Origin of the sequence: Flavobacterium acetivorans (assembly GCF_020911885.1) — a bacterium.
In the GTDB taxonomy this organism is placed as follows: Bacteria; Bacteroidota; Bacteroidia; order Flavobacteriales; family Flavobacteriaceae; genus Flavobacterium; species Flavobacterium acetivorans.
The window spans coordinates 2,075,033-2,091,026 of record NZ_CP087132.1; the positions used below are offsets into that span (position 1 = coordinate 2,075,033).

General features: G+C 37.2%; 11 protein-coding genes and 1 tRNA gene. 4 read left to right on the forward strand and 8 right to left on the reverse strand.

Annotated elements, in window-relative coordinates; all coding sequences use genetic code 11:
* Nucleotides 1-22 precede the first annotated feature (22 nt).
* The 7 genes from LNP19_RS09185 to LNP19_RS09215 all read right to left on the reverse strand — a co-directional run bounded on the left by LNP19_RS09185 (nucleotide 23) and on the right by LNP19_RS09215 (nucleotide 12,239).
* Nucleotides 23-388, reverse strand: coding sequence for a four helix bundle protein (locus LNP19_RS09185; RefSeq protein WP_230061636.1), 366 nt, complete (start codon nucleotides 386-388; stop codon nucleotides 23-25).
* Nucleotides 389-441: 53 nt separating this feature from the next.
* Nucleotides 442-1,623, reverse strand: coding sequence for an acetyl-CoA C-acyltransferase (locus LNP19_RS09190; protein ID WP_230061637.1), 1,182 nt, complete (start codon nucleotides 1,621-1,623; stop codon nucleotides 442-444).
* A gap of 97 nt (nucleotides 1,624-1,720) precedes the next feature.
* Nucleotides 1,721-4,111, reverse strand: coding sequence for a 3-hydroxyacyl-CoA dehydrogenase/enoyl-CoA hydratase family protein (locus LNP19_RS09195; protein WP_230061638.1), 2,391 nt, complete (start codon nucleotides 4,109-4,111; stop codon nucleotides 1,721-1,723).
* The gene (locus LNP19_RS09200; protein WP_230061639.1) at nucleotides 4,104-4,562 is read right to left on the reverse strand and encodes a MarR family winged helix-turn-helix transcriptional regulator; all 459 of its coding nucleotides are present in this window, start codon (nucleotides 4,560-4,562) and stop codon (nucleotides 4,104-4,106) included. Before LNP19_RS09200 ends, LNP19_RS09195 begins: the two co-directional genes overlap by 8 nt.
* A gap of 191 nt (nucleotides 4,563-4,753) precedes the next feature.
* Nucleotides 4,754-6,529 carry an AMP-dependent synthetase/ligase gene (locus LNP19_RS09205; RefSeq protein WP_230061640.1) on the reverse strand — a complete coding sequence of 592 codons (1,776 nt, stop codon included), beginning with the start codon at nucleotides 6,527-6,529 and terminating at the stop codon, nucleotides 4,754-4,756.
* Between the two features lie 361 nt (nucleotides 6,530-6,890).
* Nucleotides 6,891-10,544 carry a phosphoribosylformylglycinamidine synthase gene (gene purL, locus LNP19_RS09210; protein ID WP_230061641.1) on the reverse strand — a complete coding sequence of 1,218 codons (3,654 nt, stop codon included), beginning with the start codon at nucleotides 10,542-10,544 and terminating at the stop codon, nucleotides 6,891-6,893.
* A 180-nt stretch (nucleotides 10,545-10,724) separates the two neighbouring features.
* The gene (locus tag LNP19_RS09215; protein ID WP_230061642.1) at nucleotides 10,725-12,239 is read right to left on the reverse strand and encodes a hypothetical protein; all 1,515 of its coding nucleotides are present in this window, start codon (nucleotides 12,237-12,239) and stop codon (nucleotides 10,725-10,727) included.
* Nucleotides 12,240-12,377: 138 nt separating this feature from the next.
* Between LNP19_RS09215 and LNP19_RS09220 the strand changes: the two genes are divergently transcribed.
* From LNP19_RS09220 to LNP19_RS09235, 4 genes are all read left to right on the forward strand, one after another.
* A complete protein-coding gene (locus LNP19_RS09220) occupies nucleotides 12,378-12,815 on the forward strand; it encodes a PaaI family thioesterase (protein ID WP_230061643.1) in 438 nt (145 codons plus the stop codon).
* Nucleotides 12,816-12,853: 38 nt separating this feature from the next.
* A complete protein-coding gene (locus LNP19_RS09225) occupies nucleotides 12,854-13,918 on the forward strand; it encodes an isochorismate synthase (protein ID WP_230061644.1) in 1,065 nt (354 codons plus the stop codon).
* 40 nt (nucleotides 13,919-13,958) lie between these two features.
* Nucleotides 13,959-14,675, forward strand: a complete 717-nt coding sequence (gene bshB1, locus LNP19_RS09230) for a bacillithiol biosynthesis deacetylase BshB1 (protein WP_230061645.1) — start codon at nucleotides 13,959-13,961, stop codon at nucleotides 14,673-14,675.
* A 75-nt stretch (nucleotides 14,676-14,750) separates the two neighbouring features.
* A tRNA-His gene (locus LNP19_RS09235) sits at nucleotides 14,751-14,826 on the forward strand.
* 141 nt (nucleotides 14,827-14,967) lie between these two features.
* Here LNP19_RS09235 and LNP19_RS09240 read toward each other — a convergent pair.
* Nucleotides 14,968-15,993: a M28 family metallopeptidase gene (locus LNP19_RS09240; protein ID WP_230061646.1), complete on the reverse strand. Its 1,026-nt coding sequence runs from the start codon at nucleotides 15,991-15,993 to the stop codon at nucleotides 14,968-14,970.
* Nucleotide 15,994 lies beyond the last annotated feature (1 nt).

Sequence of the window (15,994 nt, forward strand, 5' to 3'; positions counted from 1 at the left end):
TTTTAGATAAAAGATGAAAGATTCAAGAAGAAAGACTAGTGTTTAGCTTACTTATGAACCCAGTTGTCATCTTTTGAAATTCAATTATTTTGTTTTCTATTTCTTCTGTTTTTTCCTTTGATAGATAATCGTTTTGACTGGCTATCAATAACTGTGTCTGTAATTCGAATGAAGAACCTAAGCTAATATTCAAATATTGTTGAAAGTGTTTATTTCCTCTATTAGAACCTTCTGCTATATTTGAAGGCATTGATACTGAACATCTATTCATTTGACTTGTTAACCCATACATTTCGCTCTTTGGAAATGTCAAACATAATTTGTGTATGTCTGATGTTATTTCCATTGATAAAACCCAAATTTTTAGATTCTTAAAATTGTGTTTCATAAGTCAATCCTTTCATGAAAAACGTCTTGCTTCTTGTCTCTTTCTTCGAAAGCTTAAAGAAGCTCATAAATCCCTGCAGTCCCTTGTCCGGTTCCTACACACATGGTAACGATTCCGTATTTGCTATCTCTTCGTTTCATTTCATCGAATAATTGAACAGACAATTTGGCTCCAGTACATCCCAATGGGTGACCTAAGGCGATTGCTCCACCGTTTACATTGACGATATCAGGATTTAAGTCCAATTCGCGAATTACGGCCAAGGATTGAGATGCAAATGCTTCGTTTAATTCTATTAAATCAATGTCTTTTAATTGTAATCCAGCTTGTTTTAAGGCTTTTGGAATCGCTTTTACCGGTCCAATTCCCATAATTCTAGGTTCAACACCCGCCGAAGCAAAGTTGACTAATCTTGCGATTGGTTCTAAATTCAATTCTTTTACCATTTCTTCGCTCATTACAAGGACAAAGGCAGCGCCGTCACTCATTTGCGAAGAGTTTCCAGCAGTGACACTTCCATCGGCTGCAAATACGGCTCTAAGACCCGCTAAGGCTTCTTTAGATGTTCCTGCTCTTGGACCTTCGTCTTTGTTAACCACATAGGATTTAGTTTCCTTTTTTCCATTTTCGTTGATGAACGTTTGCTCAACGGTAATTGGAACGATTTGTTTGTCAAATTTACCTTCTGCTTGTGCTTTCAAGGCTTTCATGTGCGAATGATAAGCAAACTCATCTTGATCTTCTCTGGAAACATTGTATTGTTTCGCAACGGCTTCGGCTGTTAATCCCATTCCCCAGTAGTAGTCTTCGTTTCCAGCTTTTGCAACAGCATAATCCGGAGTGGGTTTGTAGCCGCCCATTGGAATAAAACTCATACTTTCGGCTCCACCTGCAATAATACAATGTGCCATTCCTGATTGGATTTTGGCTGTAGCCATCCCAATTGTTTCTATACCAGACGCACAGTAACGGTTTACGGTTACCCCAGGAACGTCCTCGATTTTTAATCCCATCAAAGAGATCAAACGAGCTACGTTCAAACCTTGTTCTGCTTCCGGCATGGCATTTCCCACCATCACGTCATCAATACGCGTTTTGTCAAAGTCAGGCAACTCATTCATCATATATTGAATGGTTTCGGCTGCCAACTCATCAGGTCTTTTAAATCTAAAAACTCCTTTTGGCGCTTTACCAACGGCGGTTCTGTATGCTTTAACTATATAGGCTGTTTTCATCTTTTCTATTTTAAATTTTGAATTATAAATTTTAAATTAAGTTGAATTTGTAGCGATACGAAATCATTTAAAATTCAACATTTATAATTTAAAATAATTAATTACGAAGTGGTTTCCCTTTGGTTAACATGAATTGAATTCTTTCCAATGTTTTTCTTTCAGTACACAATGACAAGAAAGCTTCACGTTCTAAATCCAATAAATATTGCTCACTCACTAATGTTGGCTCTGATAAATCTCCACCGGCCATTACATAAGCCAGTTTGTTAGCGATTTTTTGATCGTGTTCTGAGATGTATTTACCTGCTTCCATTTGGTCTGTTCCTACTAAAAACATTCCTAAGGCTTGTTTTCCAAGGACTTTTACATCCGTTCTTCTGATTGGTTGTGTATAACCCGCTTCGGCCATTATCAAGGCATGTTTCTTTGCTTCGGCAATCTGACGGTCTTTATTTACTACGATAAGGTCTTTTCCTTGCTGTAATAATCCCGTGTCAAACGCTTCGTAACCAGAAGTAGATACTTTTGCCATAGCAATAGTCAAGAAATATTCTTGCAACACATTCAGCTCTACGTCATTTTTATGGAACAAATCAGAAGCTCTTAAGGCCATCTCTTTTGATCCACCACCACCAGGAATCACACCAACACCAAATTCCACTAATCCCATATAGGTTTCTGCAGCAGCAACCACTTTATCGGCGTGTAAACTCATTTCACAACCGCCACCAAAAGTCATTCCGTGAGGAGCAACTACCACTGGGATTCCGGAATAACGCACGCGCATCATCGTATCTTGGAACATTTTTATGGCCATATTCAGCTCATCGTATTCTTGTTCCACTGCCATCATGAAAATCATTCCAATATTAGCACCTACAGAGAAATTTGCTGCTTGGTTACCAATTACTAAACCTTGGTATTCTTTTTCCGATAAATCGATTGCTTTATTGATAGCTTGAAGGACATCGCCTCCAATAGTATTCATTTTAGATTGGAATTCTAAGTTCAAGATTCCGTCTCCTAAGTCTTGGATGATAGCACCGCTATTGCTCCACACTTTTTTGCTTTCGCGAATGTTGTTTAGGATGATAAAAGCATCTTGTCCTGGAACTTTTGTTTGTGATTTTGTCGGGATATTGTAGAAATAAGTAGCACCTTCTTTTACAGAATAGAAGCTTTTGCTTCCAGAAGCGATCATCTCATTGACCCAAGCTGCGGGAGTAAGTCCTTCGGCTTTCATGATTTCAATTCCTTTTTCAACTCCAATAGCATCCCAAATTTCGAATGGACCATTTTCCCAACCGAAACCAGCTTTCATAGCATCATCTATTTTGTATAATTCATCTGAGATTTCAGGAATTCTGTTCGAAACATAAGCAAACATTCCGGCGAAACTCTTACGGTAGAATTCACCTGCTTTGTCTTTCCCTTTTACCAAAACTTTAAAACGGTTGATGGGTTTATCAATTGTTTTTGTCAATTCTAAAGTAGCAAAAGAGGCTTTTTTAGCCGCTCTGTATTCTAAAGTATCTAAATCCAAAGTCAGGATTTCTTTTCCTTCTTTTTTATAGAATCCTTGACCCGTTTTGCTTCCTAGCCATTTGTTCTCCATCATTTTGTTGACGAATTCAGGAAGTTTGAACAAATCGTGTTGTTCGTCGTTTGGACAGTTTTCATAGATTCCGTTAGCCACATGTACTAAAGTATCTAATCCAACAACATCAACGGTTCTAAAAGTAGCCGATTTTGGTCTTCCAATAACCGGTCCGGTCAATTTATCCACTTCTTCAATTGTCAAGCCCATTTCTTTAACCAAATGGAACAAACTTTGAATCCCGTAAATACCGATACGGTTTCCGATAAACGCCGGAGTATCTTTGGCAACAACCGAGGTTTTACCCAAGAATTTCTCTCCGTATGTAGTAAGGAAGTCTAAAACTTCTGTTGAAGTTTGTGGACCAGGAATGATTTCGAATAATTTTAAGTAACGCGCAGGGTTAAAAAAGTGAGTTCCACAAAAGTGCTTTTGAAAATCCTCGCTACGTCCTTCACTCATAAAGTGAATTGGAATTCCCGATGTGTTGGAAGTAACCAAGGTTCCCGGTTTTCTGAATTTTTCAATTTGTTCAAAAACCATTTTTTTAATATCCAAACGCTCTACGACCACCTCGATAATCCAATCTACATTGGCAATTTTTGCCATGTCATCTGTTGTATTTCCAGTCGTGATTCGACTTGCGAATTTTTGACTGTAAATAGGGGAAGGTTTCGATTTTAAAGCATTTGCCAGATGTTCGTTTACTAAACGATTGCGTACAACTTTACTTTCTAGTGTTAATCCTTTTTTTGTTTCTGCTTCGGTGAGTTCTCTAGGAACGATATCGAGAAGTAATACTTCGAGACCAATGTTAGCAAAATGACATGCAATTCCCGAACCCATAATTCCGGATCCGACTACGGCAACTTTTTTAATAGATCTATTCATTTTCTACTTTTTCGGTTTGATTAAATATATTTTTATCTTGAATTAATTCGTTGATTATTTCAGCGACTTCCATGAAATGTTCTAATTTTTCTTCTGAAACGTGCTGTCTGATCGTTTCATTAAATTTTAAAACGGTACTTTTAGAAAGCTCTCTTTTTTCTTTACCAAAATCTGTCAGGTAAATTAAAACACCACGACCGTCATCTGGATTTTTTTTTCTGATGATTAGCCCTTTTTCTTCCATAGATTTTAAGGTTCTAGTCAGGCTTGTTGCTTCCATGCCCATTTTTGGGCCTAATGAAGTCGAAGGAGTTCCTTTACTTTTATCCATGCTTAACAAGGCAAAGCCTGTTGCCATCGTTGCTCCATATTTAGAAGCCTCTTCATTGTACATCCTGGACACGGCTTGCCAGGTTGCTCTTAACGCATAATCAATCGTTTTGTCTTTCATCTCTAAAAAATATAGAATTCAAATATAATGAAAAAATACTATGCATGCATAATAAATTAAAATTATTTTTATGTTAAAAAATATAAATATAAAAAAACTCCTCGTGAAAAGAGGAGTTCGGTTTTGAAAAAATACTATATAAATCTTTTTTGCTGCTTATTTAATTTTTGAAAAATGAATGAAAAAATAGCTTAAGCGTATATTTTTTGGAATAAATCTTTATACTTATCCATTATTATTTTTCGTTTTAGTTTCAATGTAGGAGTCAATTCTCCACCTTCGATAGACCAAACTTCTGGTGTAAGTTCAAAACGCTTTATTTTTTCCCAATTTCCGAATTTTTCGTTTGAGTGATCGATTTCTTCTTGAATTCTTGCAATCACTTTTTCATTGGAAACAATTTCTTCGTTGCTATCTCCTATGTTGAACTTGTGAATGTTTGCCCACTCTTTTATGAAATCAAAATTAGGTTGAATGAATGCTGCAGGCATTTTTTGTCCATCGCCAATGACCATAATTTGATCGATGAAACGCGATTGCTTCATGGTGTTTTCAATAATTTGCGGCGCGATGTATTTTCCTCCAGAGGTTTTAAACATTTCTTTTTTACGATCGGTGATTTTGAGAAATCCTTCTTCGTCAATATTTCCTATGTCGCCTGTGTGAAAATAACCGCCTTGTAAAGCTTCAGCTGTTTTTTCTTCGTCTTTGTAATAACCCATCATAACATTAGGGCCTTTGCAAAGGATTTCCCCGTCTTCGGCAATTTTTACTTCTACATTATCGATTACTTTACCTACGGTTCCTACTTTGAATCCTTTGTTTCTCATGTCATTTACAGATATAACAGGAGAAGTTTCGGTTAAACCATAACCTTCCATGACAGGAATACCAGCTGCGGCAAAGATTCTGGTTAATCTAGGTTGTAAAGCGGCACTACCAGAAACCAATAAATCCAAGTTCCCACCGAGACCTTCTTGCCATTTGCTGAAAATTAATTTTCGGGCAATTTTAAGTTGAAATTCATACCATGAACCATTGGCGCCATAAGGTTCATAACGCAATCCTAAATCGATTGCCCAAAAGAAGAGTTTCTTTTTGATGCCTGTTAGTTCTGTTCCTTTAGCATAAATTTTATCATATACTTTTTCGAGTAATCTGGGAACTGCTGTCATTACAGTAGGTTGTACTTCTTTTAAGTTGTCACTGATTTTATCGATCGCTTCACCAAAATAAACCGAAACACCATAATATTGGTATAGATACAAAATCATTCTTTCAAAAATGTGACAAATAGGAAGAAAGCTTAAGGCGCGACTAGAACCGGCTTCGAACGGAATTCTTGAGGAGCTGCTTAATACATCTGAAACAATGTTTTTATGTGAAAGCATTACACCTTTAGGTCTTCCTGTTGTTCCTGAGGTATAAATAATGGTAGCTAAATCGTCAGTTTTGACATTGTTTTTTCTGTTTTCAACTTCTTGTTGATTGCTTTGATCTTCACCCAGAGCCAATAATTCTTTCCAGTTTTTGCAACCTTCAATGGTATTGAAACAATATACTTCTTTCAAATTAGGGACTTTATCTCTAATTAAGTTTACTTTTCGCAGTACTTCTTCGTCCGAAACAAAGCAATATATCGCTCCTGAATGATTTAAGATGTATTCATAGTCGTCTTCAGATATCGTAGGATATATGGGTACGGTTTGTGCCCCTGTTTGTAAGATACCAATATCCATAATATGCCATTCCGTTCTATTGTTAGTAGAAATTATGGCAATTTTATCGTCTTTTTGAACTTCCAATCGCAAGAGTGCTCTGGAAATTGTATTGGATTTAGCGATGTATTCTTGGGTAGAAGTTTTCTCCCAAATACCGTTTTGTTTAGTTACCAGCGCATCTGGAATCGAATTGTATTTATCTTGCTGGTAATACGGAAAATCAAAAAGTCTGGTTACTGAAATCATTATAAAAAGATTGAATTTTATTGCAAATTAATTAAAATTTAATAATAAAGATTGCTTTTTTAAATTTTAAATAGAAAAATTAAATTGCTACAGTTGTATTTTACGAAATCGATTTTTATGTAATTCTTATTTTCAATGTTCTTTCTGATCTGTTTATTTTTTTTGCACTTTATGTTTATAAAACACAGCTGTTGCAATTGGTTGGTTGCTAGTGGTATGTGGTTTTTTTTTGTTGTGTTTTATTTTTTTGTAGAACCGCTTTGTTAATTGTACTTTTCTATTTTCTAGTTTAAATTGAAACTAGACTGTATTAAAAAAGCGCTCTCTTTCGAGAACGCTTTTAGTATTTTAAAATAAAAATTTAGTTTTTATCGATCCATTTTCTGGCATTGACAAAGGCTTCATGCCAAGGTGAAACTTCGTCGTTTCTGTCTTTTGGATAATGTGCCCAGTTCCATTGGAACGTAGAACGCTCAATGTGCGGCATCATTACCAAGTGGCGTCCTGTAGTGTCGCAAAGCATGGCAACATCATAATGAGAACCGTTAGGATTTGCAGGATAACCTTCGTACGCATATTTACCAACGATGTTGTAGTTTTCTTCACCCAGAGGCAATTCAAATTTACCTTCTCCGTGCGAAACCCAAACTCCCAATGTCGCTCTAGCCAAAGTAGATAACATCACCGACTTGTTTTCCTGTACTGTTACCGAAGTAAAAATACTCTCGTGCTTGTTGCTGTCATTGTGTAACATTTTTGGCATTTTTTCATGCTCTGAATGGATTAATTCCAATTCAACGAATAACTGACAACCGTTACAGATTCCAACAGATAAAGTGTCTTCACGTTTGAAGAAATTATCTAAAGCGGTTTTTGCTTTTTCGTTGTATAAAAAAGCTCCAGCCCAACCTTTGGCAGATCCTAAAACATCAGAGTTAGAGAATCCTCCAACAGCACCAATGAATTGAATATCTTCCAAAGTTTCACGCCCCGAAATCAAATCGGTCATGTGAACGTCTTTTACGTCAAAACCGGCCAAATACATCGCATTTGCCATTTCACGTTCGGAATTACTACCTTTTTCACGGATAATTGCCGCTTTTGGTCTTGGCTTCGAATGGTCAATAATAGGAGCTTTACCCGTAAAATGAGCGGGGAAAGTATAATTTAACGGTTGGTTTTTGTAATTGTCAAAACGCGCTTGCGCCATTCCGTTTTTAGATTGTTTTTGGTCTAATAAAAACGAAGTTTTAAACCAAACATCTCTGTATTTAGCGATGTCTAATTTACAAGGACCAAAATCTAAAGTAGCTTCTGTAGTTGCTGTTCCTAATTTGTAGAAGGCAACTCCATTTGCGTTTAATTTGCTTTCTAAACTTGCATCGTCTTTCGCTTGGAAAACAATTCCAATATTCTCAGCAAATAAATATTTAATGATGTCTTTTTCTTCAAAAACAGAGAAATCGATTTTCGCACCCAAATTCACATCGGCAAAACACATTTCTAATAAAGTAGTGATCAAACCACCGCTTCCGATATCGTGTCCGGCAAGGATATTGTCTTCCAAGATTAATTCCTGAATGGTGTTGAATGCATTTTTAAAGAAAGCCGCGTCTTTTATCGTTGGCGTTTCATTTCCAATTGCGTTCAGGGTTTGTGCGAATGACGAACCACCTAATTTAAATTCGTCTTGCGACAAATTGATATAATAAATAGAACCACCGTCTTTTTGTAAAACGGGTTCCACTACTTTTTTGATATCAGTACAGTTACCCGCTGCCGAAATAATTACCGTTCCCGGTGCAATCACTTCGTCATTTGGATATTTTTGCTTCATAGAAAGCGAATCTTTTCCGGTTGGAATATTGATTCCCAATTCAATTGCAAAATCCGAACAACCTTGGACAGCAGCGTACAAACGAGCATCTTCGCCTTCGTTTTTACAAGCCCACATCCAGTTAGCCGAAAGGGAAATTCCTTTCAATCCGTCTTTAATCGGTGCCCAAACAATATTCGACAAAGATTCGGCAATCGCATTTCTACTTCCTGCAACCGGATCAATCAAAGCCGAAATAGGAGCGTGACCTATAGAAGTTGCGATTCCTTCTTTTCCTAAATAATCCAAAGCCATTACACCGCAGTTATTCAATGGCAATTGCAATGGTCCGGCCGTTTGTTGTTTGGCTACTTTTCCACCTACACAACGGTCTACTTTATTGGTCAACCAGTCTTTACAGGCAACCGCTTCTAATTGTAAAACTTGCTCTAAATAAGTCGAAATATTTTTTACTGAGTATTCTAATTCCGTATAATTGTAATCAACCGTTTTGTCAGTCATCACCGTTTTTGGTGAACTTCCAAAGAAATCTTCCAAAGCATAATCCATCGGTTTAGCACCAGTAGTTTTTGATTCAAAAGTAAAACGGTGGTCTCCGGTTACATCTCCCACCTGATACATTGGAGAACGCTCTCTATCAGCAATTCTTTGTAAAATGTCGATGTCTTTTTTACCAATAACCAATCCCATTCTTTCTTGCGATTCGTTACCGATGATTTCTTTTGCCGAAAGCGTAGGATCGCCCACAGGCAATTTATCCAAATCGATTAATCCTCCTGTTTCTTCGACTAATTCCGAAAGACAGTTTAAGTGTCCACCCGCTCCGTGATCGTGAATGGAAACAATTGGATTGTTGTCGCTTTCCACCAAACCACGAATGGCATTGGCAGCACGTTTTTGCATTTCCGGGTTCGAACGTTGTATGGCGTTCAACTCGATTCCTGAACCGAAAGCTCCTGTGTCTGCAGAGGAAACCGCAGCACCGCCCATCCCGATTCTATAATTTTCTCCACCCAAAATAACGATTTTATCGCCTTCTTGTGGTTTGTGTTTTATTGCTTGATCTAATTTTCCGTAACCAATTCCGCCTGCTTGCATGATTACTTTATCATAACCAATTTTGCGGTCATTTTCCTGATGTTCAAAAGTAAGGACAGAACCGGTGATTAGCGGTTGCCCGAATTTGTTTCCAAAATCAGAAGCACCGTTTGAGGCTTTGATCAAAATATCCATTGGAGTTTGGTACAACCATTTTCTTTCTGCTACCGCATCTTCCCAAGGACGATTTTCTTCCAAACGAGAATAAGAAGTCATATAAACAGCCGTTCCTGCCAATGGCAATGAACCTTGCCCACCAGCCAGACGGTCGCGAATTTCTCCTCCTGAACCCGTTGCAGCTCCGTTGAAAGGCTCTACGGTGGTTGGAAAATTGTGTGTTTCTGCTTTTAACGAAATAACCGAATCAAATTCTTTTACTTCGTAAAAATCAGGTTTGTCAGCGGTTTTTGGTGCAAATTGCTGCACTTTTGGCCCTTTTACAAAAGCCACGTTGTCTTTGTATGCCGAAACGATATCGTTCGGGTTTTCCTGAGATGTTTTCTTGATTAATTTAAAAAGAGAAGTTTCTTTTTCTTCACCGTCAATTACAAAAGTTCCGTTGAAAATTTTGTGACGACAGTGCTCTGAATTGGCTTGTGAGAAGGCAAAAATCTCAGAATCGGTTAATTTTCTACCTAATTTGGTCGATAAATTATCCAAGTATTCCACTTCTTCTAAGCTTAAAGCTAAACCTTCTTTTTTGTTGTAGCCATCAATATCTTCAATGTCCAGGATCGGTTCCGGTTGCACATTTATGGTAAAAATATCCTGATTTAATTCGGTATATTTTTGCGAAAGCATCGGGTCAAAATCCGTGAAATCTTGAGTTACTTTTTGAAATTCCTCTATTCGAATGATCCCTGAAATTCCCATGTTTTGGGTGATTTCAACGGCATTAGTACTCCAAGGCGTCACCATGGTGGCGCGAGGTCCAACAAAAAAATCCGTCAATACGGATTTTTCTATTTTATTTGAGTTGGCAAAAAGCCAGTTAAGTTTTGAAATGTCTTGAGCCGAAATTTCGTTTTGCGTTTGTACTGCAAAAACAGTCTTGCTTTGGTTTTCAAAGAAATGGATCATTGTTGTGTAGTTTGTTGTATTTACGCTGCAAATTTAGTTTAAATAAATAGTACGAGCAAATACGAAGTATAAACTATTTGATAAATTCAAAGAATTAAAAAACTACCGCAAATTCACAAATTAGATTCATTTAGATAGCACGAAAAATTAGCAAATCTGCGGTAGTTTTTAAACTCAAACTTATTTCGGAAAAGGCATACTCTGGTAAGCACCCAAATCAGGAGGCGAAGTTCTCGTTTTGCCATTAATATCTAGCGGAATCAGATAAGCCGGATTCCCTTTTGCGAAAGCGGCAGAACTGTTGTCAATATTGAGCTTGTTTCGGGATGTATTATAAAATTTGGGATCTTTGTTTAAAATAATCCCATTGTAATGTGCCGCATCGGTTTCAAACTGATAATCAGGATCACTTGATGTAGTATTGAATTTTAAAAGACAGCTGTTGAATTTATAATTGAATGCGGCTGTGCTCTTTTTGCTCAAAGACAAGGCATTCGAATAAGAACCATAGATAATGCAATTATTGAAAGTGGCTTGAGTCAGGTCTTTTGCTTCAGGTCTTGCGCCTAAACTATAATTGCTTACTGAAACAGCGACTTGTTTGGAACTGTTCCAGTTGTTATTGAAAGTGCAATGGCTAAAACTATAGTTGCCGCCATAGGAACAGTTTAAACTTGCCAGACCCGCATTGTTGATCACGATATTTTCCCCGTTAATTTTTGCCGTTTGGGCCAGAATTCCATAATTAGCTGAATTGTAAATTTGGGTGTTTTTGATGGAAACCGTAGTCCCGTCATTGTTTTGAATCAATAGCCCGATTGTGGCATTTTTGATGGTTAAATGATTTATGGAGTTGTTCGTGCTTCTGCTTGCGAGCCAAATGGTTCCCCATTGGCCAGGTATATTAGAATATTCGGGTTCCAATCGATCGCCTTCAAAAACAACTTCGTTTTCTAATTGGCTTGTGGTTGATGTAGTTCCGTTTATGTTTAAAGAAGCGTTATTGCTTACAATTAATCCTGAATTAGCATGAAAATGGACTCTGGCACCGGCATCAAAAACAGCTGTTTTTCCTTCGGGAACAGCTGCATAACCGTAAATTACATAGGGTTTGGTATTGGTAAAATGAAGCTCATTTCCGTTTATGGGATCATTTTCGTCCAGATAAAAACCGTCTATTTTTTTGTCGTCAATTGTTAGTGTTTCGGTAGTTCCGTCAGCAAAACGTTTTGGGTATAGAAAAACAGCATCCTGAATCAGGGTTACCAATTCTACTTTTTGAAGATTTTCACCACTGTCAAACTGAATCTGGTCGGTGTACAGGAAATCGGTCGGATTGGCATCGGCAATATTGGCTGTGGTTTCTATGAAAATATACAGGCTGTCTTTGGCCAATAAATCTACATTGTTGAAAATTTTGCCGTTGGTTCCCTGCATCCCGTCAACGGTCATGCGGTATTTAGAATTCAATCCTTTGGCTAATTGGATAGTTGGAATACGAATGTCATTTTTGCTTTTATTGTATACTTTTAAATGATAAGTGCTCGATCCGATATTGGTAAAAACGGTGTCCAAATAAATGGTGTCTTTTGAAAAAACCAAATCGCCAGTGTTGGCTACGGTTTCAAAATCGGAGCGACAGGAGTAAATGGAGTAGAATATCCCGATAAAAAGGAGTAAAGTGACAGCACGCATTTTGTTTTGTTTTTGTAAAAATAGGAAAAAACCCATTCTTAAGTGTAAGGATTTTGAATTAGAATGTAGAATAAGTATGGGATTTACTTTTTGTGTCTTATCTTTTATTTATTTTTACAATCGATTAAAATAAATAGCATGACATTCGATAAAGAAAAAATACTGGAATACTGCAATCGTATTTCTAAAAACACTTTGATGGAGACCTTAAATATAGAATATATTGATGCAGGCGAAGGTTTTTTGGTAGCCAAAATGCCTGTAAATCCTACTGTTCATCAGCCTATGGGATTGCTTCATGGTGGTGCTTCGGTGGCTTTGGCCGAAAGTGTGGGTAGTGCGGCTTCTTTTTTATTTATCAATCCGGAGCTTAGCGAAGTACGCGGAATTGAGATTTCGGCCAATCATTTGAAGGCAAAACGCAACGGGGAAGTGACTGCAACGGCAAAGATTATTCATCAGGGCAGTAGCATCCATCTGTGGGAAATTCGCATTACGGATGAAAATAAGAAATTGATTTCCCTTTGTAAGCTCACCAATATGATTTTGCCAAAAAGGAAAAAACAACAGGCATAGATTTTTATTAAAATTCAGACTTTAAATACCAGCTAAATATGATTGATTTTTTTATAAAAGTAAAGCAGCAGCTAGCACAAAACTTACCTTTTGTGATTTATAGCAAGCCAGATAAAAAAAAGTTAATTGGTTTTTTTCAAAAGAACGATCATTTGTATTTTGCAGAGGATTTCAATGAAATAGGATTTGTTTTTGCTCCTTTTGATGGCAATCAGATGATTTTGATCCCTAGGAAGGAATCTGTAAAGTGGGTTACTGAACTTGATGTTTTTGAGGAGAAAGATTCTTTTTATTTTCCGTCGGTTGAAAATGATCAAGGGAAAGAAGATTTTGAGGCATTAGTTCAAAAAGGAATTGAGGCGATAGAGGAAGGTCAGTTTAAAAAGGTTGTTTTGTCAAGAGAAGAAGTCCTTTCGGTCCCTAGTTTTGATTTGGTTACCGTTTTTGAAAAATTAGTACGCGCCTATCCTACGGCTTATGTTTACTGTTGGTTTCATCCAAAGATTGGTTTGTGGATGGGAGCTACACCGGAACGATTGCTTAAAGCTAAGCAGAATAAGTTTTACACGATGGCTCTGGCAGGAACGCAAACTTTTAATAAGAATTCTTTAAACGTTAGTTGGGGAGATAAAGAGAAAGAAGAGCAGCAGCACGTGACTGATTATATTTTGGACTCAATAAAAGAGGTAACCTCAGAAGTGGCGGTGTCAAGCCCTTATACTTTAAAAGCAGGTAATATCTTGCATATTAAAACGGATATCGAAGGAATTATAAACAACGATTCCAATTTGAAAGAAGTGGTTTCTGTTTTACATCCTACGCCGGCGGTCTGTGGATTACCTAAGGCGGTTGCCAAAGATTTTATTTTGAAAAACGAAGGCTACGAAAGACAATATTATACCGGTTTTTTTGGGGAATTGAATTGTGAGTCTACCAATAAAGAAAAAACTAAAACCGATTTGTTTGTCAATTTGCGATGCATGCAAATAAAAGGTAAAGAAGTACATTTATATATTGGATGCGGAATAACCAAAGATAGCGTTCCCGAGAAAGAGTGGGAGGAAAGCCGCAATAAAGCGATGACAATGAAAAGGGTTTTGTAGAAGAAAGTAATAATAGCAATAAGTAATAAAGAATTGTAAAATGAAACTGGATATATTAGCTTTTGGTGCCCATCCCGATGATGTGGAATTAGGTTGTGCGGGTACCATTTTAAAAGAGATCTCATTAGGGAAAACCGTAGGAATTGTCGATTTAACACGCGGAGAGTTAGGAACCAGAGGTTCTGCTGAAATTAGAGATCAGGAAGCGAATGCAGCAGCTGAAATCTTAGGTGTTACGGTTCGTGAAAATCTGGGTATGCGCGATGGTTTTTTTGTAAATGACGAAAAACATCAATTGGAAATAATCAAAATGATACGCAAGTATAAACCTGAAATTGTTTTGTGTAATGCCATTGACGACCGTCATATTGATCACGGAAAAGGGAGTAAATTGGTTTCGGATGCTTGTTTCTTGTCAGGCTTGATGAAAATAGAAACGGTACTTGATGGGGAGAAACAAGAAGCCTGGAGACCTAAACTAGTTTATCATTATATTCAATGGAAAAATATACAGCCAGACTTTGTGGTTGATATAACTGGTTTTACTGATAAAAAGATTGAGTCTATTTTAGCTTATGGTTCGCAGTTTTATGATCCAAATTCTAAGGAGTCGGAGTCACCTATAAGCTCTAAAAACTTCTTAGAAAGCTTAAATTATAGATCAAGGGATTTAGGAAGGCTTGTGGGGGTAGAACATGCCGAAGGTTTTACAGTTGAAAGGTATTTGGCAGTCAATAGTTTAGGAAATTTGTTGTAGTTTTAGTGATTTTTTTTGATAAAAATATTTGCAAAAGTAAACTTATGTTGTATCTTTGCCACCGCTAAGCAACATGGTGGTTGTAGCTCAGTTGGTTAGAGCATCGGTTTGTGGTACCGAGGGTCGCGGGTTCGAGCCCCGTCTTCCACCCAGAAAGCAAAAGCCTTGAAGAAATTCAAGGCTTTTTTTGCGCGTTTAAGTTTTTTTTTTTTTGAGCAAAGTTGATTCATAGATGATTTAAAATAAAAAGAGCCTTGAATTTCTTCAAGGCTCTTTTTGTATGCTTTAAAAACTATTTTTTATCGACTACAGGACGATTTTCTCTATTAGCCAATTCCCAAGCTGTTACAAAGGCAAATTGAGCTCTTTTAGTTAGGGCGTCATATTCAATTTTATCAGGAGTATCGGTTTTTTTGTGGTAATCTGCGTGCACCCCATTAAAAAGAAATACGGACGGAATACCATGTTTCGAAAAATTGTAATGGTCAGAACGTTCGTAAAAACGATTCGGATCCATTGGATCATTGTATTTATAATCTAATTTCAGATTGGTGTATTTTTCGTTTACGGTAGTGCAGATATTGTCTAAATCTGAAGAAAGACGATCAGCACCTATCAGGTATACATAATTATTTGAGTCGGCATGTGCTTCATCACGGCGTCCTATCATATCGATGTTGATGTCGGTGATGGTATTAGCCAACGGAAATAATGGGTTTTCAGAATAAAAACGAGAGCCATGCAAACCGTGCTCTTCGCCAGTTACATGAAGAAATAAGATAGAACGTTTAGGGCCTTTTCCTTCTTTTTTAGCTATTTCAAATGCTTCTGCAATTTCGAGTAAGGCTACAGTACCTGATCCGTCATCATCGGCGCCGTTATAGATTTCTCCTCCATTAATGCCTACATGGTCATAATGTGCTGAAATAACAATGATTTCATTTGGCTTTTCGGAACCTTCGATGTAAGCCCAAATATTTTCAGAGTCGGATAGATTTTCATTGCGCTTAGCATTCAAGTAAGCTGCCGGAATGGGTTGGTAGAAGTTTGTGGCTCCTTTTGGGAAAGGGATTCCGTTTTTTTGATATTGGCTAATGAGGTATTGACCGGCTTTTTTTTGACCTGGAGAACCAGTTTCTCGGCCTTCCATTTCATCAGAAGCCACGATATAAAGGTGTGTTTTTAGCTCCTTTGCAGTTATGGTATTCATGTATTTTGTAGGATCTGAAACTTTTGAAACAGTATCAGTTGTAGTATTTTTTGAGCTAGCACAAGAGAATGTAACTGCTATCACAAAAAGAGACAGGATTTTTTTCATT

Coding starts and splice junctions, on each gene's coding strand:
- LNP19_RS09215 (WP_230061642.1), bottom strand. CDS start 12,239: ATGCGTGCTGTCACTTTACTCCTTTTTATCGGGATATTCTACTCCATT.
- LNP19_RS09220 (WP_230061643.1), top strand. CDS start 12,378: ATGACATTCGATAAAGAAAAAATACTGGAATACTGCAATCGTATTTCT.
- bshB1 (WP_230061645.1), top strand. CDS start 13,959: ATGAAACTGGATATATTAGCTTTTGGTGCCCATCCCGATGATGTGGAA.
- LNP19_RS09225 (WP_230061644.1), top strand. CDS start 12,854: ATGATTGATTTTTTTATAAAAGTAAAGCAGCAGCTAGCACAAAACTTA.
- purL (WP_230061641.1), bottom strand. CDS start 10,544: ATGATCCATTTCTTTGAAAACCAAAGCAAGACTGTTTTTGCAGTACAA.
- LNP19_RS09200 (WP_230061639.1), bottom strand. CDS start 4,562: ATGAAAGACAAAACGATTGATTATGCGTTAAGAGCAACCTGGCAAGCC.
- LNP19_RS09205 (WP_230061640.1), bottom strand. CDS start 6,529: ATGATTTCAGTAACCAGACTTTTTGATTTTCCGTATTACCAGCAAGAT.
- LNP19_RS09190 (WP_230061637.1), bottom strand. CDS start 1,623: ATGAAAACAGCCTATATAGTTAAAGCATACAGAACCGCCGTTGGTAAA.
- LNP19_RS09185 (WP_230061636.1), bottom strand. CDS start 388: ATGAAACACAATTTTAAGAATCTAAAAATTTGGGTTTTATCAATGGAA.
- LNP19_RS09195 (WP_230061638.1), bottom strand. CDS start 4,111: ATGAATAGATCTATTAAAAAAGTTGCCGTAGTCGGATCCGGAATTATG.
- LNP19_RS09240 (WP_230061646.1), bottom strand. CDS start 15,993: ATGAAAAAAATCCTGTCTCTTTTTGTGATAGCAGTTACATTCTCTTGT.